Annotated in this window: 13 protein-coding genes; 6 read left to right on the forward strand and 7 right to left on the reverse strand. The window is 48.8% G+C overall.

Features of this window, described 5'->3' with window-relative positions:
- The first annotated feature begins 166 nt into the window (after positions 1-166).
- Together P4D80_RS16165 and P4D80_RS16170 are read left to right on the forward strand one after the other, a co-directional pair.
- Positions 167-622, forward strand: a complete 456-nt coding sequence (locus tag P4D80_RS16165; RefSeq protein ID WP_421655027.1) for a response regulator — start codon at positions 167-169, stop codon at positions 620-622.
- A gap of 188 nt (positions 623-810) precedes the next feature.
- On the forward strand, positions 811-2,517 hold the full coding sequence (locus P4D80_RS16170) for an ATP-binding protein (protein WP_421655028.1): 1,707 nt from the start codon (positions 811-813) through the stop codon (positions 2,515-2,517).
- A gap of 151 nt (positions 2,518-2,668) precedes the next feature.
- On the opposite strand, the gene P4D80_RS16175 is transcribed toward P4D80_RS16170, so the two are convergent.
- The 5 genes from P4D80_RS16175 to P4D80_RS16195 form a co-directional block, all read right to left on the reverse strand.
- Positions 2,669-4,606, reverse strand: a complete 1,938-nt coding sequence (locus P4D80_RS16175) for a GTPase family protein (protein WP_421655029.1) — start codon at positions 4,604-4,606, stop codon at positions 2,669-2,671.
- Positions 4,607-4,726: 120 nt separating this feature from the next.
- Positions 4,727-6,361, reverse strand: coding sequence for an alpha-D-glucose phosphate-specific phosphoglucomutase (locus P4D80_RS16180; protein ID WP_421655030.1), 1,635 nt, complete (start codon positions 6,359-6,361; stop codon positions 4,727-4,729).
- Between the two features lie 116 nt (positions 6,362-6,477).
- Positions 6,478-7,512: a 2-hydroxyacid dehydrogenase gene (locus tag P4D80_RS16185; RefSeq protein WP_421655031.1), complete on the reverse strand. Its 1,035-nt coding sequence runs from the start codon at positions 7,510-7,512 to the stop codon at positions 6,478-6,480.
- Positions 7,513-7,768: 256 nt separating this feature from the next.
- Complete coding sequence (locus P4D80_RS16190; RefSeq protein ID WP_421655032.1) at positions 7,769-10,207, reverse strand: phosphoketolase family protein; 2,439 nt, start codon at positions 10,205-10,207, stop codon at positions 7,769-7,771.
- 635 nt (positions 10,208-10,842) lie between these two features.
- On the reverse strand, positions 10,843-11,637 hold the full coding sequence (locus P4D80_RS16195; protein WP_421655033.1) for a phosphate ABC transporter permease: 795 nt from the start codon (positions 11,635-11,637) through the stop codon (positions 10,843-10,845).
- Positions 11,638-13,194: 1,557 nt separating this feature from the next.
- Here P4D80_RS16195 and fbp point away from each other — a divergent pair.
- From fbp to opcA, 4 genes are all read left to right on the forward strand, one after another.
- Positions 13,195-14,259: a class 1 fructose-bisphosphatase gene (gene fbp, locus P4D80_RS16200; RefSeq protein ID WP_421655034.1), complete on the forward strand. Its 1,065-nt coding sequence runs from the start codon at positions 13,195-13,197 to the stop codon at positions 14,257-14,259.
- Positions 14,260-14,438: 179 nt separating this feature from the next.
- Positions 14,439-15,581 carry a transaldolase gene (gene tal, locus P4D80_RS16205; protein WP_421655035.1) on the forward strand — a complete coding sequence of 381 codons (1,143 nt, stop codon included), beginning with the start codon at positions 14,439-14,441 and terminating at the stop codon, positions 15,579-15,581.
- 43 nt (positions 15,582-15,624) lie between these two features.
- Positions 15,625-17,154, forward strand: coding sequence for a glucose-6-phosphate dehydrogenase (gene zwf, locus P4D80_RS16210; RefSeq protein WP_421655036.1), 1,530 nt, complete (start codon positions 15,625-15,627; stop codon positions 17,152-17,154).
- Positions 17,155-17,273: 119 nt separating this feature from the next.
- Positions 17,274-18,626, forward strand: coding sequence for a glucose-6-phosphate dehydrogenase assembly protein OpcA (gene opcA, locus P4D80_RS16215; protein WP_421655037.1), 1,353 nt, complete (start codon positions 17,274-17,276; stop codon positions 18,624-18,626).
- 491 nt (positions 18,627-19,117) lie between these two features.
- On the opposite strand, the gene P4D80_RS16220 is transcribed toward opcA, so the two are convergent.
- Positions 19,118-19,576, reverse strand: coding sequence for a HetP family heterocyst commitment protein (locus P4D80_RS16220; RefSeq protein WP_421655038.1), 459 nt, complete (start codon positions 19,574-19,576; stop codon positions 19,118-19,120).
- Between the two features lie 107 nt (positions 19,577-19,683).
- On the reverse strand, positions 19,684-21,018 hold the full coding sequence (locus tag P4D80_RS16225) for an HlyD family type I secretion periplasmic adaptor subunit (RefSeq protein ID WP_421655039.1): 1,335 nt from the start codon (positions 21,016-21,018) through the stop codon (positions 19,684-19,686).
- Between the last annotated feature and the right edge of the window lie 74 nt (positions 21,019-21,092).

Consider the following 21,092-nt stretch of genomic DNA (forward strand, 5'->3'; position numbering starts at 1 on the left):
TTACTCCACTCTTTCATTACACCCAGAAATTCTGGGAAATGATTTTATTGAATGATAACTAAATCTTATTACTTAATCCTCAGAAAGTGAGGATAGTTGAACTTTTGTAAAGTTGTAATGGATACTGTAATATGTCCAAATAATATTGGACTTCCATAACACACCTATGACGATTCAGCAGATAACTCCTTTGCTAATCGCCGAAGATAGTGATGAAGACTTTGAAGTGCTGCAACTGTTAATGCAGCAGATGGAAATTCAAAATCCTATCTATCGCTGCACCAATGGGGATAAAGTTTTAGACTTTCTTTATCAAGAGGGCGACTACAGCAATCCAGACATTGCCCCTCGTCCTTCAATTATCCTGCTCGACCTAAACCTGCCAGGCACTGATGGTCGCGACGTGTTGGAACAGCTCAAGCAAGACCAGAGACTGAAAGAAATCCCAGTGGTTATCTTTACCACCTCTTCCAATCCTAAAGACGTTGAGTTTTGTTATCAGAAGGGAGCAAATGGGTACCTGATCAAACCTGTAGATTCCGAAGAGCTTGAGAAAACGGTGCAGGCATTTGTCGAGTTCTGGTTGGAAGTGAATACCCCGCCGCCTAACGAACACAACTAAGTGGGTTAAGCAAATTTGTTAAGTAAATCCTGGATATAGTTCAAACCCTGGATTGATAGGAAATTGAGTGTTTCCTCTGTAAGAGTTTGGTATTATTGAGAGGATTGAAAGGAGCTATTCTTTAGATTCTCGTTACATTCCTCAGGTTTTCTCCATAGAAGGGCAACCTCTTCTTCTCCATGCCAACTATGTGGACACTCCTCATTGCTGATGACTGCGCCGAGGATCGGGAGATTTATCGAGAGTATTTATCCAGCGATCCTGACCAGTCTTATCAGATCCTGGAAGCCTCTTCCGCGGAGGGGGGGCTTACTCTATTTCAAAAGCAGCATTTTGACGCCATTCTGCTGGATTTTTGCCTGCCTGATATGACAGGTCTTGAATTCTTGGATGAACTTAAGCATCAGGGCTGGGAGGCGCCATTTCCCGTCATCATGCTGACAGGCCAAGGCGATGAACGCGTTGCTGTACAGGCTCTGAAGCGGGGTGCTCAGGATTATTTGGTGAAGCAGCACCTCGAGCCAGACATGTTGCAACTGAGTGTTCGTAGTGTCATCCAGCAGTCCCATCTGCAAAGCCAGTTTGAGAAAGTGCAAGAACGGCGACACTTAATCGCTGAAATTGCCCTTCGCATTCACCAAACGCTAAATCTAGAGCAAATTGTACAGATGGCAGTAACGGAAGTACACCAGTTGTTGGAGTGCGATCGCGTTACACTATATCAGGCTACCCAATCCTCAGATAAAGAGAGCCTATCAGCCTCTGTGTTTCAGTTAACCAAACTATGCGAAACCGGGCTTAAGAATTCGGTAGAGCCAAACCGGCAATTCGTCTCGTTTCTAAATCAGAATTATCCCCTAATACCAAAAGCTACTGTCCTGACTTCGCGTAAACGCAAACACGCTGAAGTCTATTTACTGGTTCCTATTCTGTTTAGGCTTAAAGAACAAGAAATCGCCTTGAATTCTTCTCGACCTCCGGGTACTTCATTATGGGGTCTGCTGGTTGCCTGCCGCAGTTCAGGTAACCAACGCTGGCATCCGGATGAAATTGAGATGTTTAGTGAACTGGCAGAACATCTGGCGATCGCCATTAAGCAATCTCAACAACTGGCCCAGGCGTTGACAGCGTTGGAGAGTGAGAAGCAACTGAACACTCTCAAATCTCAATTTGTAGCTACAGTATCCCGTGAATATCGGACTCTACTGTCATCCATTCTGGCTGCCGCCTCTACTCTGAAAGTTCATAAAGGCAAGTTAGATGAAACAAAGTACCTGCGGTTCTTGCAACTGATTGAAGATAAAGCCCGGCAAATGGCTCAATTGGTTGAAGACTTACTCGTGATTGAAGCATTTGAATCGGATAAAACCTCCTTCAAGCCTTACCCATTTGAAGTTCTACAATTTTTCTCAGACATCATTGAAGAGCAGCGGAGAATCATCAACAGTGTAGGTGCAGACTCACCAGCGCGCCATGAGTTGATATTCAAGATTACAGGAAATACCCGTGGTTTTTGGGGAGATCAGGCTCTGTTACGACAGGTTTTAGTGAATTTGTTAGTTAATGCCATTAAATACTCTCCCGATGGTGGCAGTATCGAAGTTCACTTGATTGGAACAGAGTCACATTTGATATTTGAAGTCAAGGATGAAGGAATTGGGATACCCACTGAGGATCAGGAGCGATTGTTTCAGTTCCTCAGCCGGGGAAGTAATGTGGGGAACATTCCGGGTTCGGGTTTGGGGTTAGCCATTGTAAAAACCTGCGTTGATCTGCATGGCGGTGAAGTTGCTGTAGACAGTCAATTAGGGAAAGGGACGAAGATTACCGTTCGTCTGCCTAAGTACAACTCGTCCGTCACTGAAGGGGGGCGGAAATCGTTAGGAGCATCCTAACGATTGTGGATGACTAACGATTGTAGATGATTCTGTATGTGGACGTAATTCACGTAATTCTCAGAAGTAAGATTTATAGCTGTCGCCAGGTTGTTCAGGGCGTTGGTTTTAAGGAGATGTAGGAGCTTCGCCTCCAGCCAGGGGTTCCTCCTTAGGGAGATGTGTACTTAGTGGTGGTGGTTCTGAGGTAGTACTCAAACCGCGATCGCAGCTCCTCAGTCGTGAACGACTGAGTCAGGTATTCAGTAACGGCATGACCAAACGCCCAGGCATTCCGATCCGTAGGGGAATCGTTTTCCAGCAACAGTGGCCAGAGGGAGAGGAGGTCAAAATTGCGTGCGTCGGGATCGCCTTCGTTTAAAAGGGAAAACAGGTCGTAGGCCATCTGAAGTTTGCCAATCACGATCGGCAGTTGCTCAATCGGAATCTTTTCAGTTAGCAGATAGGCCAGGGTGGGCGAGCCAGTTGCCAGGGTGGAAAGGAAGGAGAGGACGGGGCTCTTCAGCAGGTTGGTAAGCCCTTGGGTGGTAGTCATCTGGAAAGTGTAGTGGTCGATGATTTTGGCAGAACCGAGGGTGCGGGCTTCCAGGTTACGCAGGAAACGGGCAAGGCGAAGTTGTTTGGCTGGTGCGATCGCCTGCAATAAACCAACGGACAGGTCATCGTCTCCCCAGGCTTCTCGACTGCTGGCTTTATCTCCAGTGACGAGGGGTAAAACTATGTTGCAAAAGTCGCCCAGCAGTTTAGCGCGGTATTCAGTGGCTTCCCGAATGGCAATTTCTTTGGGGCGATCGCCCCACTTCCAATCATAGGGAGGAGCCCATTCACGGATGGGGCGCAGACGATCTACCTGGGTCACCACAGCAATGGTGGGTAATTCGGCAACCTGCTCCTTTACCTGCTTGAGAAAGTCCACATCCATCTGTAATGCCGGATCCAGAGCAGGAGTGACCAGCAACAACAGGTCGGCTTTGGTGGCATAGTCAATCACTTGCTGTCGCAGGTCGGGTCGGTCTACCTGCTCATAACCAGGAGTATCCCAGAGGGTCAACGTTTCTCCAGTTTCTGATTGCCAGTGGTAGTCCTGAACGCGATCGGTACTTGGCAGCACATCGACTGCCGCTCGATTATCCACGAACAGTGTGTTGATCAGACTGCTTTTCCCCGCTCCTGTCCGTCCCACCAGCAAAATGTTAATTGGCTTTTGTTCGACAGCTTCAGGTGGCTCCGCTCTGGTGAGGATGTCACGCAGGGTTTGGGTCTCTGCTTTGGGTAGGGTAGGGGTTGGAGAGGCTGGCAGTTCCAGCTCAGGAATGGTAGTTCCACCGTAGAGGGCGATCGCCTGCCTGCCCAGATTTCTCAGGGCAGCTTCCCGTAAAAGCTGGCTCAAGTTGACCAACAGTTGCTGATTGGCCCGGTCTCTATAGCGCTGGGTAGCTGTCCTGGCAACAGCCGCGGCAGGGTTCAAAAGCCACTGGGCCCAGTTCCACACCTGCCAGATCTTGCGGGCAGAGGGTTCCAGCTTCTTATAAACCAAATATGCCTGGTATGCCTGTCCAATGGTGACCTGGTTCAACGCGGGAGACAGTTTTTGCATCCACTGATCCAGATCATCAACAGTCCCTCGTAGTAGCCCATAGGCCTGGGGAACATAGATGTTGAGCAGAGGGTGCTTTTCCTGAGGGTAATAGGCACGGGCGATCGCTTCCACAAGTTGCTGACATCGCCGCCAGAACTGGTCCCAACTCTCCCACAGGGGCGGATCGTTGCGAGCTTCCTCCAGAATTTTTTGGAGGGATGCCTCTGCTGCCTGAGCCGCTTTGCTGGCAGGGACCGTTGAGGGTTCACCAGGGAATGCTTCCAGTTCCTCGGTGACTTCGTCTACCACGGCCTGTACCTGTGCCAGGGCAGGCTTAGTCCAGGTAACGAGTAGCCAACGCCAACCCACAAAGACCACGACAAAGATTCCCCAGATCCAGTTAACCCCCCACTGGTGAATCTGGAGTCCAGCGGCGGTTATCAAAAAGCCCCCGATCGCCACGATTGGGAGTGCTAGAACAATCCATTGCCAGGGCTGGAGCCTTACCATTGCCTGAGCCTGAGCGCTTTTTTAAGTCTAATCCTTCATAGGAGAAGTTTTACGCCATTTATATGGATGAGACCCATTTACCCATTCACTTCTTACTCCTTACCTGTTGCCTTTCCCCCTTTATGTGATGACTGTAGGCTGATCCATCCCTGTGAAGGTGCGAATTTGAGCAATGTCTTCAGCGATCGCAATCAAGCCCGCAAGAGCATTTTGAGGATTGAGATTGTGCCTGGCGATATTGGGTTCGTAACTTTCTAAATAAACTCGTAGGGTTACGCCCTCAGTTCCCGTACCAGAAAGGCGAAACACAATCCGGGAACCATCAGTAAAACCAATCCGAACACCTTGATTGTTGCTAACGCTGTGATCCACAGGATCGTGGTAGGTGAAGTCATCTGAATAACTGACCTCGTAGTTGTTAAATTTCTTACCCGCAAGTAACGGAATTTGGTGGTGAAGCTGTTGGATCAGGCTGGCAGCGCGATCGCTTTCCATTCCTTCGTAATCGTGCCGGGAGTAGTAGTTGCGTCCATAGAGTTGCCAGTGTTCTTTAACAATTTGCGCGACGGGCTGCTGCCGGATGGCTAAAATGTTGAGCCAAAACAGCACGGCCCATAGCCCATCCTTTTCGCGCAGGTGATTGGAACCCGTTCCAAAACTTTCTTCCCCGCAGAGCGTGGCTTTGCCTGCATCCAGCAGATTGCCAAAAAACTTCCAGCCGGTTGGAGTTTCGTAGCAATCAATGCCCAAACGGGCTGCTACCCGGTCTACAGCCTGACTGGTGGGCATAGAGCGGGCAACCCCCACCAAACCAGACTGATAACCTGGCACTAGTTTTGCATGAGCGGTGAGAACGGCAAGGCTGTCGCTGGGAGTCACGAAAAATTTGTGCCCCAGGATCATATTGCGATCGCCGTCCCCATCCGATGCGGCACCAAAATCAATGGCTTCTTTCCCCCACAGCCGCTCCACCAGTTCGTGGGCGTAGACCAGATTCGGATCAGGATGTTGCCCTCCAAAATCTTCCAGAGGGGTGCCGTTAATCACGGTCCCGGCAGGCGCACCTAGTGACTGCTCAAAAATGGCGTGGGCATAGGGTCCAGTGACAGCATGCATGGAATCCACAATCATACGAAAGTAACCGCCGGAGAGTAGTGAATGAATGCGATTAAAATCGAACAGGGACTGCATTAGTTTGAGGTAGTCAGCGATCGGATCCATCACCTCTACAACCGTTTCACCCAATTGAGTGCGTCCCAATCGATCAAGGTCAATTTCTCCAGCATCCAAAATCTTGAATTGACGAATAGTTTGACTATGGGCAAAAATGGCATCCGTAACCTTCTCTGGAGCCGGTCCCCCATTGCTGATGTTGAACTTCACACCAAAATCCCCCTGAAGGCCACCCGGGTTGTGGCTGGCAGAGAGAATGATGCCGCCAAGGGCCTGATGGTTACGAATCATACAGGAAGCGGCTGGAGTAGATAAAATCCCTCCCTGCCCAACGAGTACCCGTCCAAACCCGTTGGCGGCTGCCATTTTCAAAATAGTTTGAATGGCCCGTCGGTTGTAATAGCGCCCATCGCCACCCAGTACGAGCGTTTGCCCCCGGCAGAATTCCAAACTGTCAAACACGGATTGAATAAAGTTTTCCAGGTAATGGGGCTGCTGGAAAACAGAAACTTTTTTGCGCAGCCCAGAAGTGCCAGGCTTTTGATCTAGAAAGGGCTGAGTTGCAACCACCAACTCTTTCATTGCTCAGTCCCTACTCTCAGTCCTAAAGTCATTCAGTAGCGCCCAAATCGTGATGATTGTTAAGTTGAAAATGATGACGGTAGTGCCATTGATCATTCCCTCTGGAGGTTTACCAGTCATTCTACCGATGTTGTTGCCGGAATTTTTTCCGGTTGTTTCACTTCGTTGGAACAGGGGCGTCCCTGCTCAAAATCGGTCAGGTTCTTGATTGTAGTGCGTGAAATATCTTCCAGGGCATTTCGGGTAAAAAATGCTTGGTGAGCGGTGATCACAACATTGGGAAAGGATTGTAACAGTTGAAAATTATCATCTTGAATGATGGTGTTCGACAAATCCTGGAAAAAAAGCTCATCTTCCTGCTCATACACATCAATTCCCAAATAACCAATCCTTCCAGACTTGATTCCTTCAATAGCGGCTTTGGTATCAATGAGTGCACCTCTACTGGTATTGATTAGCATCACCCCAGGCTTCATTTGTCCAATTGCATTTGCATCAATCATGTGATACGTCTCTGGAAAAAGAGGAACATGGAGCGAAATTATATCAGCATTTTCAAATAACTCAGATAGTTGTACATATCTTGATGCTCCAATGGCTTCAAAATTGGGGTTAGGGTAGGGATCGTAACCTAGCAGTTGGCAACCAAATCCGTGCATGATTTGGGCAAAAATCGACCCAATTTTACCAGTACCAACTACCCCTACTGTGCGTCCGTGCAAATCAAACCCTAATAACCCTTCTAGGGAAAAGTTATCATCTCGAACGCGATTATAAGCCCGATAGAGCTTACGGTTGAGCATAAGAATCAAACCTACGGCATGTTCGGCAACCGAGAAGGGAGAATAGGTTGTCACCCGCGCCACCTTAATTCCCAACTCTGCTGCCATCTTCAAGTCAACATTGTTAAATCCAGTGCTGCGGAGAACTACGAAGCGAACTCCTTGCTTTGCAAGAGTGATCAGGGTTTCTGCTCCCACATCATCATTCACAAATACACAAATTGCAGAACATTCAGCTGCAAGCGGAGCCGTTTTAGGTTCAAGCCTAGCATCGAAATAAATCAGTTCATGATTGCTGTGGGCAGCAATATTTGCAGCATTGAGGAATTCGCGATCGTAAGCTTTAGTACTAAAGACTGCAACCTTCATAGACCTCTCTCTGAAACCTGGTTGAAAAAATGATCTAAATCAGGGATAGAGTTGTTCATTGTTAGAGAGGGGGTGGATAGGTGGATGAGTGATAGGGTAGTAGGGTGATTGTTCTTTACATCGGTATTCCATTACCCTGTTACTCTGTGTACTCCATCACGCCCCTACCCCGTTCATCCACTCCTTTCGCTCTCCCTTCTGGCTTCTGACTCCTGATTCTCTCCCACCCATCTCCCCACTTCCCCCAACTCAAGAATTAGTAAGGCCACTTCCAGTTAACTATTTCGGGCTTATCAGTGCCGTGTTCATAGGCATACTGGCGGCAGGAGATCATTTCATCCTTAAGCATTTCTTTAACGTGAGCCCCCGCGACTTTGAGTCTTGGCACCCGATCAATGACATCGATCGCAATATTGAACCGGTCAATTTGATTTTGAATCGCCAGTTCCAGTGGGGTATTGATATTGCCCTTTTCTTTATAACCGCGCACATGCAGGTTTTTATGATTGGTGCGGCGGTAGGTCAGGCGATGGATGAGCCAGGGGTAGCCGTGGAAGTTGAAAATGATGGGTTTGTCCAGGGTAAATAGACTGTCGAAGTCACGATCGCTTAATCCATGAGGATGTTCTGTGTCTGGCTGCAATCGGAACAAGTCAATTACATTCACAAATCGGATCTTCAGGTCAGAGAAGTGCTGCCGCAGTATAACTGAGGCTGCCAGCGACTCCTGGGTGGGAATATCTCCTGCGCTCGCCAGCACTACATCTGGCTCCTCACCAGCATCATTACTTGCCCATTCCCAGATATCAATTCCTTTGGTGCAATTACGGATAGCAGCCTCCATATCGTGATACTGCAAGTGGAGTTGCTTGTCTGAAACAATCACATTAATGTAGTTGACGCTGCGCAAACAATGATCCACTACTGAAAGTAAGGTATTGACATCGGGTGGCATGTAAATGCGAACCACTTCCGGACTTTTGTTCAGCACTACATCCAAAAAACCAGGATCCTGGTGAGTAAAGCCATTGTGGTCCTGCCGCCAGACTGTCGATGTAATCAGAATATTCAGCGAAGAGATTTCTTGTCGCCAGTGAATACGATTGCACATTTCCAGCCACTTCGCATGTTGCCCCACCATGGAATCAATAATGTGAGCAAACGCCTCATAGGTCGAAAAGAACGCATGCCGTCCTGTCAGCAAATAACCTTCCATCCAGCCTTCCAACGTGTGCTCACTCAGCATTTCCAACACGCGCCCATCAGGAGAAAGTTCTCCCCCATCGGCATCTTCGGGCAGGTAATCAGCAATCCAGAATTTCTTGCTGGCTTCATAAACAGCGTTGAGTTTGTTTGACGTATTCTCATCGGGACCAAACATACGGAAGTTCGTCGGATTAAATTTCATCACATCCCGCAAGAACACGCCCAGGAAGCGCGTGTTTTCAGCTTCAACCGTACCTGGCTTTTCTACTTTGATGCCATACTGACGGAAGTCTGGCAGCCTGAGGTCGCGGCGCAATGCTCCTCCGTTGGCATAGGGAGTATCGCCTAGTCGCTTAGTGCCCCTTGGGGCCATATCCTTAATTTCTGGCCGCAGTGTACCGTTCTCATCAAACAATTCCTCCGGTTTATAGCTGCGCATCCAGGCTTCCAGCATGCGTAGATGCTCTGCATTGTTATGCATACCGCTTAGGGGCACTTGGTGCGATCGCCAAAAACCTTCTACCTTATGTCCATCTACTTCGTCAGGTCCCGTCCATCCCTTGGGAGTCCGCATCACAATCATAGGCCAGCGAGGTCGGAAGGCATTGCCACTGCTACGAGCTTCTTGCTGGATTCGCTTAATTTCAGAAATGCAGTGATCCAGCGTCGCCGCCATTGCCTGATGCATAGTTTCTGGATCTGACCCTTCTACAAAGTAAGGGGTCCATCCGTAACCGCGAAACAGTGACTCCAGTTCCTCATGGCTGATTCGGGAGAGAAGAGTTGGGTTGTTAATCTTGTACCCATTCAAATGCAGTACGGGCAACACCGCCCCATCCCGAATCGGGTTCAGAAATTTGTTGGAATGCCAGGAGGTTGCAAGAGGCCCCGTTTCAGCTTCCCCATCCCCTGCCATCGCAACCACAATCAAGTCAGGATGATCAAAGGCCGCGCCAAAGGCATGGGAAATCGCATAACCCAACTCACCCCCTTCATGGATAGAGCCAGGCGTTTCAGGTGTACAGTGGCTTCCAACCCCACCCGGAAAGGAGAATTGTTTGAAGAAACGCTGCATTCCCTCCGCGTCTTCAGTGCACTGACTGAAGTACTTGGAATAGGTGCCTTCCAGGTAGCAGGGACCTAAAAAGCCAGGAGCACCGTGACCTGGACCCACCACAAAAATCATATCCTGATCAAACTGCTTGATAATTCGGTTCAGGTGGGTGTAAAGAAAAGCAATACCAGGGCTAGAACCCCAATGACCCAACAATCGGTGTTTGATGTGTTCAGGCTTTAAGGGTTCTCTTAATAGCGGATTATCGCGTAGATAAATCATGCCAACCGCCAGATAGTTAGCAGCACGCCAGTAGGCGTGCATCTTCCTCAATTCTTCAGCATCAAGAGGGGATCCCTCTACCGTCGATCGCGCCTTGCCAAATGCACTAATCGACCTATCATCCGTAATCAGTTTGGAAGGAGTGGCTACCATAATTTTCAATTCCTTAAGGTTCACTGGATTGAAGCTTTTGAGGCAGAGCCTAGTTGAGTTGAATCTTTAAGCCCATTCACAATCCTTGGCAATTCCCATTTGAGGTTTAACGGTGAAGCAGAATGTCTATTACCAAGGAACAAATTATTCACTCCTGGCTAACGCCTGCCAGGTTTGCAAGTAAACATTGCAGCTAAATTCATCGACAGATGTAGCAAAGCCTGAAGAGGAGTACCCTCAGATCCCATTGTCATGTTCCATTAAAAAGCGCAATTGAACCGCTGGCGCATTTCTTAAGGACTTGTTGAGAAATGACATCCTACTTTCATCCACCCATCCACCCCGTTTAACCTGAGATTTTACTTGTAAGCTGATCCCTTAATTTTGTCCAGTTACTAACAGTTGATCTGGCAACGCATAAGCTGCGACTATTGTTGAATGAGCCATTTCTTGATACAAAAAATAACTCCAATTAGAAATTGAAAAACAATTCTAAATATGGTCTAAATGTGGAAGCTGGTATTATGCAATTTGCTACTAAGAGTAACACTTTGCATTGTAAGTGCCCATTAAATACAGAGTTTATTAACAAGTTTTAAGGGCTGCTCTCTGTTAGGTTCAGTACACCAGGCTGACTACCAATCTCCCGCTATAGGTTTTTTGCGAGAAGAACGACGTCGGTTCAATCGCAGATTTGGGCGTGCCCTTTGAGATTCCCCTGATTCAGGGTAGCGAGTTGGGGAAGGATACGGCTTTCGGCTAGTTTCGCGGAGTTCATACGGTTCCTGGGAACGCAACCGGTAACTTACATCAACAAAGGCCTCTCGTTGCAGATAAGGATAGTCGCTCACCCAAACGTCATGATCTGGAATGTAGATGTCAGAGGTTTTGCTAATCCGACTCAGATCTCCCCGATTGGACATCACCAGCATCTGGGCCGTATCCCCTGGAGCGATTGCCTGATGCTCCCGTTTTAGGGGAACGCGTAGTCGGGTAGAGAAACCCGTTTCGTCACCCACTTCAATATTGAGGCAGCGTTCCCGATTCTCAACAATCACCAGGTCTCCCTGGTCGTTGACAGTCTCTTCTTTGCCAATCAGCTCTTCTGTCACGTAAACATCCAGAACCTCCCCTTGCCAGAATCCGCTATAGGGGAACTTTCGACACTCCAGATTCTTCAGGCTTGCCCATAGAACAGGGCCCCACAGCCAGTAAAGCCCAACGGTGATGCCTAGCAGAAACCGAAAAAAACCGATCTCCGGGCCAACAATCAGGCTAAGCCCCAGAATGAGAACAGTAACCCCCACCACCGAAATCAGCAAACGCCGGAGAAAATCAGAGAGTTTGCCCCAGTAATAGATGTATTGGGCTCCCGTAGCAACTTTGGGAATCAGAGATTCAAAGGTCTTACGCGTCAGGGGGATGAGCATGGAGGTGGCTGACGTACTGGTACATTGAGTGGGCAGCGGTTACAAATGACGTTATAGCAGGTGTTAGGGGGGCAAAAGGGGCTAGGGGTTAGAAGGTATAGATACAACTCTGCACTCAGAGCTTTTCTAGTCCCTGGTTCCTAGTGGTCTGTCAAGACTGTTTTGATGGGTTGAAAACCCTCAAAACACCTGAAAATTGGGTTGTGTAGATTTGAGTTATCCCTCAAATCTTTCCTGACGGACTCCTAGCCCCTAATCCCTTAAATCCTGATTGTCCTGAGCCAGGTAGCTCCTGTTATACGAGCCTAACATCTATCGCGTTCACACATAGTTTGTGAACAAGGGGGGTGGGGGCGAAGCCCCTACGCAGAGGGGCCCCCCTGCACTCCGTTCAAATTTCAAGCAGGATCGCTATATGAAAAAGGTTAGCATTGGGAGGAACGTCTAAGGGTTCATACCCAGTGCTTCATGAAGCAGGGATGACAAAACCCTAATGGTTAAGAATTTATCTGAATTTTTGCTGGATCTTACGCCTTCAAGAAGGGACGTAAATTTACGGAAGAAAGGCTAAAAATTTCAATCCATCTTTGAATAAAATTTAGTACTATGTCGGATGGTTTTGGATACTATAAAGTACCAAAATCTAAATATATCTGAGGAACGCTTTCGGAAGAGCTGAGCAATTATAGGGGGGCAACTATGTTTGTTTAGCTTTTTCGGCTAAGAAGCGTCCTTACAGGTAGACTGCCTGATCCTGGGGGCTTATTAAGGGTCAGGCAATTTTTTTGGCTATAAACTTGGGCAGGAGTGGAGGGGTAAAGGGGGGAGGAGTAGATGAGTGGATGAATAAAGTGATGAGGGGTGATGGGGTGATAGAGTGACAGCCCTTTACATTCATCACCGCCCCATCCCCCCATCCCCTCCTTCCGCCCTTTGCTTTTTCCTTACTAGCGATCGCAGTAGTAAGCAATGAGGGAGCGATCGCAGATGATTTCAGTACGATTCTGAATTTGCCGATAGAGACCTCTTACAAATTAACCCCAGGGTACTTCCCACAATCCAAATAAGATTGCTATGGACCCTTTTGCAAAAGTGAGTGTGCTCAATGCTTCACTTGGCCACTAAACTTTGACCAGTTTTTTCTGACAGAAAATCAGAGCGATAATCATCATTACGCCACGAACAAAGCCTGCTTTCTGTTGCTTAGAAACTGCTTGAAAGAGCAACTCTAAATTGGCATGAATTAATTTCCCTGAGGGCTTGTTCAACTGATTGGCAATCCTTTGAGTCAGCACGCTAAACTGGGGATGAGACCGCCTCCAGAGCATCTGATGAATACAAATGTGAATGCAAATGACCAGGTTGAGGATTTTCCCTACAACAAGAATCCTCCTTTAGATATGTTGAGATACCTAACAAAATTTCAGTTTCTTTAGTTCACCTAAAGTTAACCGCCATTCCAAAATTGCCTACCTAAGATAGGAGGTAGCAAATTCAGGCATCAGTAACCTGGAGAAAAAGCAGGTCAAGCCCGATACAAAGAGGGAGAAGAAAACGATGGTGGATGCCTACCAACCTCTAGATCATGAACTGGCTCTGGATCGTGACTGCACCACGTTGTCCCGCCATGTGTTCCAGCAACTGCAAAACTTTGGTCCCGATGCGCAAGACCTGAGTGCATTGATGAATCGCATTGCCCTCGCAGGCAAACTCATTGCCCGCCGCCTCAGCCGGGCCGGGTTAATGGAAGGGGTACTTGGCTTCACAGGTGAAGTCAATGTCCAGGGTGAGTCTGTGAAGAAAATGGACGTTTATGCCAATGAGGTCTTTATTTCAGCCTTCAAGCAAAGCGGTCTTGTTTGCCGTCTTGCCTCTGAAGAGATGGAAAACCCTTACTACATTCCGGAAAACTGCCCGATTGGTCGTTATACCCTGCTCTATGACCCAATCGATGGTTCCTCCAACGTAGACATCAATCTTAATGTCGGCTCCATTTTTTCGATTCGTCAGCAGGAAGGAGAAGATACCGATGGCGCTGCCAGGGATTTGCTGCAAAACGGGCGGAAGCAAATCGCGGCTGGTTACATTCTCTATGGACCCAGCACTATCCTGGTTTATTCCATCGGTAAGGGTGTTCATGCCTTCACTCTGGACCCCAGTCTGGGGGAGTTCATTCTTTCTAACGAGAATGTGCAAATTCCCCAGCACGGACCGATCTACAGTGTTAACGAAGGTAACTTCTGGCAGTGGGATGAGTCAATTCGAGACTACATCCGCTACGTCCATCGTCATGAGGGCTACACCGCCCGGTATAGCGGAGCCCTGGTTGGAGATATCCACCGCATTTTGTTTCAGGGGGGTGTCTTTCTCTATCCCGGCACACTCAAAAAGCCAGAGGGCAAATTGCGGTTGCTTTATGAAACTGCTCCCCTCGCCTTCCTGATTGAACAGGCTGGTGGGCGTGCTAGTACTGGAACTCAGGAGATTTTGGATGTGGTTCCAGATAAACTTCATGCCCGTACGCCACTCATCATCGGTAGTACGGATGATGTTGCCCTGGTGGAATCTTTTATCCAGGACAAAGCGAGGGAACGAGAAGAGAAGTTTGCTGCATCCCGTTAATCAGGAGAGGTTATAGGGGAAAGGGGGTTAAAGCAGCGGGCCGAGAGCCATGTGCCAGGTATCAGAGCTTAAAACTCAAAACTTGAAACTCAAAACTCCATCCCCCATCCCCCTCATCACTCCATTCCCCACGCCCTTCCCTAACTACTAACCGTCAACAACCGTTCGGAGCATAGGTAATGACTGCAAATCCCTTACAGGAAATTCAAGCCCTTGGTCAGAGTATCTGGATGGATAATTTGACCCGTGACCTGATTCAATCAGGTGAATTAAAGCGGATGATTGAAACCCGTGGATTGCGGGGGATCACCTCTAACCCAGCAATTTTTGAGAAGGCGATCGCCGGAAACAAAATCTACGACGCCGACATCGAAGCCGGAATCAAAGCAGGCAAACCTCTGCTGGAGATCTATGAATCGCTCATCTTTGACGACATTCGCAACGCCTGCGACATTTTTGCATCGGTCTATGAAGAGTCTGATGGCTTAGATGGCTACGTCAGCATCGAAGTCCCTCCTAATATCGCCCGTGATACCGAGTCCACCATTCGGGAAGCCCGCCGCTACTACCGGGAAATCGGTCGCCCAAATGTGATGATCAAAATTCCTGGTACACCAGAAGGGTTACCGGCTGTTGAACAGGCCATCAGCGAAGGAATCAATGTCAACATTACGCTGCTGTTCTCGGTTCAAAGCTACGTCGAGGCCGCCTGGGCCTATATTCGCGGTTTAGAGAAGCGGGTTGCCAACGGTGAGAGTATCAACAAAATTGCCTCGGTTGCAAGCTTTTTCCTCAGCCGAATTGACTCCATGGTGGATGATATACTCGAGGCAAAGATTAAAAACACTGACTCCCCTGAAATCGCTGACAAACTGAGAGCGATTGAAGGCAAGGTCGCGATCGCCAACGCCAAAATTGCTTATCAGGAGTATAAAGAAATCATCCAGAGCGATCGCTGGCAAGCTCTTGCCGCCAAAGGTGCCAACGTTCAGCGTCTCCTCTGGGCAAGCACCAGCACCAAAAACCCTAATTACAGCGATGTCATGTACGTTGACGAATTGGTAGGGCCTGATACAGTCAATACGCTACCACCCTCTACCATTGAAGCGTGTTTCGATCACTGTAATGTGGCCAACCGCATCGAAAGCAATATCGATGATGCCTACCAATTAATCGAGAGCCTCAAAGACCCCACCATCAACATCGATTTAGATCAAGTCATGGACCATCTCCTGAACGAAGGTATTGATAAATTCATTCAGCCCTTCAACTCCCTCATGCAATCCCTGGAAGACAAAGCCAATCAGCTAGCCACGGTTTAACCAACAACTAACGACTCTTCCTCCTTACTCCACTCCCCCATCTATGGTTGCACTTCTAGAAAATCCCTTCCGCGTTGGCTTACAGCAAGACCGCATCCCCGAACCACAAATTCTCGTGATCTTTGGCGCATCGGGTGACCTGACCCAGCGTAAACTTGTTCCCGCACTTTATCAGATGAAGCGAGAGCGACGACTACCGCCGGAATTGACTATTGTGGGTGTTGCCCGGCGCGACTGGTCTCATGACTTCTTCCGCGAGCATATGCGCGAAGGAATTGAACAGTTTGGTAGTGGTCTGGGTTCCGAAGTGGTTTGGAACGAGTTTGCCAGGGGGCTTTACTACTGCTCTGCCGACATGGATGATCCCCACAGCTACCAGAAGCTGAAAAATTTTCTGGCAACACTGGATGAACAGCGGGGAACCCGTGGCAATCGGGTTTTCTACCTTTCCGTTGCGCCCAAGTTCTTTTCGGAAGCCATTCTTCAGCTTGGGGCAGCTGGGATGATTGACAATCCTAAAAAGCATCGACTGGTTATCGAGAAACCCTTTGGACGGGATCTCAACTCTGCTCAGGCACTTAATCGGATTGTTCGCAAAGTGTGCGATGAGCGGCAGGTTTACCGGATCGACCATTATCTGGGAAAAGAAACCGTCCAAAATCTGATGGTGTTCCGGTTTGCCAATGCTATTTTTGAGCCTTTATGGAATCGCCAATTTGTTGATCACATTCAAATTACGGTTGCTGAAACCGTTGGGCTGGAAGGACGGGCAGGTTACTATGAAACCGCTGGAGCCCTGCGGGATATGGTGCAAAACCACCTGATGCAATTGTTTTGTCTAACGGCGATGGAGGCTCCCAACTCTCTGGATGCTGACAGTATTCGAGGCGAAAAGGTGAAGGTGTTGCAGGCAACGCGCCTGGCAGATGTGGAAGATTTGGTCAATACCGCAACCCGTGGACAATACACCGCTGGCTGGATGAAGGGGCAAGCGATCCCAGGCTACCGCGAAGAAGAAGGGGCTTCTCCTACCTCGACTACACCCACCTACGCAGCGCTAAAACTCTACATTGACAACTGGCGCTGGAAGGGAGTCCCTATCTATATGCGGACGGGCAAACGGATGCCTAAGAAGGTTTCAGAAATCGCGATTCAGTTTAAGGAAGTGCCGTTCATGATGTTTCAGTCGGCGGCACAACAGTTGAATCCCAACGTCCTGGCCCTCAGAATTCAGCCGGATGAAGGAATTTCTCTCCGCTTTGATGTAAAAACTCCTGGTAACTCACTACGCACCCGCCCAGTTGATATGAACTTCCGCTATGAAAGTGCCTTTGGTCAACCTAATACCGATGCCTATGCTCGACTTCTGGTTGACTGTATGTTGGGGGATCAGACTCTATTTACCCGAGGGGACGAAGTTGAAGCTTCCTGGCGCATCTTAACTCCGTTGCTACAGGCGTGGGATGCTCCCACTTCTCCCGACTCCATTCCTCTGTATGAAGCCGGAACCTGGGGACCCGTCGAGGCGGAGTTGCTGTTGAATCGAGATGGTCGTAAGTGGCGCAGGCTGTAGTGGTGAAGTGTTGAGCAAGGATAACAGCGATCGCAAGCACCTGGAGACGAATGCCCAAGACCAAGGAACCCATGAACTGACAACTGCAATCAACCATTGACAACTGAGACAACAAACCTATGACTCCAACTTCTGTTGTTGCCCTCCAAAAACCAAAGGATATTTCCCTCCATGAGATTGAGGAAGAGCTGAATTCGATCTGGAACAGTCAGAGTGGAGATAACGCCGCTCTAATTGCTACGAGAGCCTCCACATTTTGCATGGTTGTCTACGAACCGGAAGAGTTTCAGCAATTGCTGGCGATTCTGGGATTCTATCAGGGGCCCGTTGATGGAATTCATGGGCCGTTGACGAAAGCAGCGGTGAATGAAGCCCAGAAGACCTATGGGCTACCGATTACAGGACGGGTAGATGCTCAAACCCTCACCCGCTTACGGCAGGAGGTTGCTAAACTGCCCTCAGAACGGATGACAATCTCCAACCCTAATTTGAGGGGTTTCAGCATTAATGATGCGATCTCCGCCCTGAATCCGCGTCGAATCATCACCCTCTGCCCCACTCTGGGAGAAGATAAAGGCGTAACCGCCCAGGTTTCGGCCTATTGCCCGGTCCAAAAAGTGACCGGAGACAATCTCATCTGTTCCGAGTACATTACCCTGCGGGGAACCAAAGAAGCCCTCAACCGGGTCGGCGATCTGGTCACCTCCCTGTTCATTCCTAACCTGCCCAAATTTGTCTGGTGGAAAGCCACTCCAAACCCAGAACAGGAGCTATTCAAGAAAGTTGTAGAGGTTTGCCACTGCATCATCATGGATTCCAGCTATTTCAGCGATCCTGAATCAGAGTTCCTCAAAATCCAGGACCTGATTGATCGAGGCATTTCAGTAGCCGACCTCAACTGGCACCGCCTGCTTCCCTGGCAGGAATTGACGGCAGAAACCTTTGATCCGCCCGAACGCCGTGCAGACATTGGTGAAATTGATCGCGTCATGATCGATTACGAAAAAGGCAATGCTGCCCAGGCCCTCATGTTCCTTAGCTGGATTGCCAGCCGTTTGAATTGGGAACCGGTCTCTTACCAGGAGACCGGAGGAGACTACGACCTTAAACACGTCAAATTCAAAGGGCACAACCAGCGAGAAATTGAAGCTGAACTGGCGGCTATTCCGATAGCCGATGCTGGTGAAATCATTGGTGATCTAATTGGTTTACGCCTGGCCTCTACAAACAAGAATGCCAACTGCAGCACCATTCTTTGCTCAGAGACCATAGGCTGTATGCGTATGGAAGCGGGAGGGAGTGCCCAGGCCGCCCGTACCGAAATGGTGACTGCCATTAATGATCAGAAAGCAGAATTTCTGCTCAGCCAGCAATTGCAGCGCTGGGGGGCGAGAAGTTCTCTACGAAGAAAGCCTGGCCGTAGCGGTAAAAATTCTCAAACTGAAAGGCTAGTAGATCACTTGCTCTACTAGTAGATCACTTGCTATGGTTGTAACCATTACTTGTCTGCCGAAGCCAAAGTGGTCGCTTAGTCAGCCATCTTATTAGGCAATCACCTTAAAAAATGGTGATCTTCCTGCCGAGTGACTCACTAAAAAACTCACTAAAAAATTACTATAGCTTTAGCTACTAGGTTTAGGGCGGGGTGCAGAAGTAGACCTCCTGGCTGGGGGGCAAAACCCTCACACTCGCTTAAAGCCAATGTCCTAAGCGACCTAGCAACAGAGCTATAGAAAATCGGAGGGATGGGTACAGAGAAGCAAGAGCTAGAAGAAGGATTGATTCTGACTCCTGGCCTCTCCATCGAGACCTTACCATCAACATTGCTTAAATCATTGCTTAAATCGATATAGCGGTAGTCATTATAGTTAGGACAGGGTGCAGGGGTTCCACCCCTGGCTGGGGGCGAAGCCCCCACTCCCTCTCTAATTCCAGTGTCCTAACGCACCCGCGTAGAGCTGTATTAGTTTGGGGCCGACCAGAAATCCGAAATTCTACGAGTCAACCATTGACTAAAGCTACCTCCACGAATTTGGGAAAGCCCTTGACCAGTTTCCTGAATTTGTGGTGGATCGGGGTTTATAAGTTCTAGATACGCTAAATCCTTAAGCTGATTTAAACAATTTTTAGAAGGCTGTTTCTCAAAATTAGTATTTGTACTTGTATAGAAACGGTTATCAACTCTATCGGTCCCCTGAGGTTCTGGCTTTCTTAAATTGTTATTTTCCTTAACCAGGCGATTGTAGGTTCGGTAGGGAATGTAGTGTAGCGGATTATACCCGGCAAATCGCAAAATCAAAACGCAGGCCCAGGAATACTTACCTGCCAAAATTGCTTCAATGACCTGAGTAAACTGTTCAGCTGTCATAGCTCTATCGATGCCCCTTTGGGAGCTTTCAGAACAAAGAATCTGTTGATTCATGCTCTTGTCCTCTCCGTGAATAAGGTTGACTTGAGTTTGAAAACTATTGCTGAATAGCACTAAGTTAAGGGTGCTGGATGGTGCCCACCCTGTGGCTGGATTTGAACCTACAGATTGATACCACCTCGCAGCTTTTTCAGCGGATCCAGAAGCACATCGGCAATCCGACGACGACGGGTGACGATTTCAGCTGTCGCCGTTTGCCCTGGTTTAAACTGAATGGTTTGCCCGCGTGTGTTAATACTGCTGCGGGAGAGGGTAACTTTGACCTGATAAACCTGTCCCATCTGGCTATCCAACTTGCTGTCGGGTGATATGAAGGCTACCTGCCCAGGCACGATCCCATAATCCTGGTAAGGGTAAGCATCTAGCTTTACTTGAACAGGCATTCCTGTTCTGACAAAGCCTGCTTCCTGGTTGGGGAGGAGGGCAGTCAATACCAGAGGTTTACCTTCTGGTGCAATTTCAACCAGGGTTTGTTTGGGTTGCACCACTTCGCCGCTCTGACGCACATTGAGTGATAACACAACACCATCGACAGGCGCGTAAAGGAAATGCTGTTTCAGTCTTGCTTTGGCGGCATCCAGCAGCAACTGGGTTTCCTTAATTTGGGATTGGATTTCGCTTACCCGCATTGCCAGTTGTTGAACTTGTTGCTGGGCTTCTAGATGTGCCTGTTGTGCCTCGGTTTGCTTCTGGTTTAAACCAACTTCCAGGCGATTTACTTCGGCCAGGGTCCGTTTCAGGGTGCCCTGGCTTTCGGTGATGGTGCGCTGGCGATCGCGCAACCGTTGTTCCACCTCAAACAGGCTCTCCTGAGAAATAGCCCCCTCTTCCCTGAGAGATTGCAATCGCTCCAGGCGCACCCTTTGAGCAGCAGCATCTTCCTCAAGTTGGGAAAGCAAGGCTTCATTACTGTCAGCGGTAGCTTCTGCTTTAGCAACAGCTACCTTCTGAGCCTGGATTTCTGTCTCCGCGATCGCCGCTTTGGTTTGGGCTTGAAGTTGGGTTTTGTTTAACAACGTTTGCACCTGATCAAGTTCAGTGCGGTGAGCATTTAACTGTTCTCGCAGGCGTTCCACTTCCTTGCTGACAATTTCGGTATCCAATTCCATCAGTACCTGTCCAGCTTTGACTGCTTGCCCTTCTTTGACTGCAACGGCAATCACTTTTCCAGACTCAACGGGCTGAACCTTAAAAACCTCATCCTGAGGAATGAGTTTGCCAGAAGCTTTTGCGGTCTGGTCAATATGCCCAAACCAGGCCCAGGCCGCACAAATCAGGAAAAAGGCCGTTCCACCCAGGGCCAGGCGGGTGGGCAAGGTTGCGGGAGGATGTTCCAGGACTGTTTGCAGGGCGGGTGACCAGTGGTCCGTTTTTGTTGAAACAACCTGAGGTTGAGAGGCAAGATTCTGAGGTTTGCTTTTAGGGGCAAGTAGCATAGGCATAACCTGATGGGAGCGAATTGTTAGCTGTTAGTTGTTTGAGAGGGATGTGGGGCGTGGGGAAACGCCTG

Origin of the sequence: Leptothermofonsia sp. ETS-13 (genome assembly GCF_049200465.1) — a bacterium.
Taxonomy (GTDB): domain Bacteria; phylum Cyanobacteriota; class Cyanobacteriia; order Leptolyngbyales; family Leptolyngbyaceae; genus Leptothermofonsia.

What these genes read in the sequence shown, in the direction of transcription:
- P4D80_RS16165 (WP_421655027.1), top strand. Translation starts at nt 167, where the DNA reads ATGACGATTCAGCAGATAACTCCTTTGCTAATCGCCGAAGATAGTGAT.
- P4D80_RS16170 (WP_421655028.1), top strand. Translation starts at nt 811, where the DNA reads ATGTGGACACTCCTCATTGCTGATGACTGCGCCGAGGATCGGGAGATT.
- P4D80_RS16175 (WP_421655029.1), bottom strand. Translation starts at nt 4,606, where the DNA reads ATGGTAAGGCTCCAGCCCTGGCAATGGATTGTTCTAGCACTCCCAATC.
- P4D80_RS16180 (WP_421655030.1), bottom strand. Translation starts at nt 6,361, where the DNA reads ATGAAAGAGTTGGTGGTTGCAACTCAGCCCTTTCTAGATCAAAAGCCT.
- P4D80_RS16185 (WP_421655031.1), bottom strand. Translation starts at nt 7,512, where the DNA reads ATGAAGGTTGCAGTCTTTAGTACTAAAGCTTACGATCGCGAATTCCTC.
- P4D80_RS16190 (WP_421655032.1), bottom strand. Translation starts at nt 10,207, where the DNA reads ATGGTAGCCACTCCTTCCAAACTGATTACGGATGATAGGTCGATTAGT.
- P4D80_RS16195 (WP_421655033.1), bottom strand. Translation starts at nt 11,637, where the DNA reads ATGCTCATCCCCCTGACGCGTAAGACCTTTGAATCTCTGATTCCCAAA.
- fbp (WP_421655034.1), top strand. Translation starts at nt 13,195, where the DNA reads ATGGTGGATGCCTACCAACCTCTAGATCATGAACTGGCTCTGGATCGT.
- tal (WP_421655035.1), top strand. Translation starts at nt 14,439, where the DNA reads ATGACTGCAAATCCCTTACAGGAAATTCAAGCCCTTGGTCAGAGTATC.
- zwf (WP_421655036.1), top strand. Translation starts at nt 15,625, where the DNA reads ATGGTTGCACTTCTAGAAAATCCCTTCCGCGTTGGCTTACAGCAAGAC.
- opcA (WP_421655037.1), top strand. Translation starts at nt 17,274, where the DNA reads ATGACTCCAACTTCTGTTGTTGCCCTCCAAAAACCAAAGGATATTTCC.
- P4D80_RS16220 (WP_421655038.1), bottom strand. Translation starts at nt 19,576, where the DNA reads ATGAATCAACAGATTCTTTGTTCTGAAAGCTCCCAAAGGGGCATCGAT.
- P4D80_RS16225 (WP_421655039.1), bottom strand. Translation starts at nt 21,018, where the DNA reads ATGCTACTTGCCCCTAAAAGCAAACCTCAGAATCTTGCCTCTCAACCT.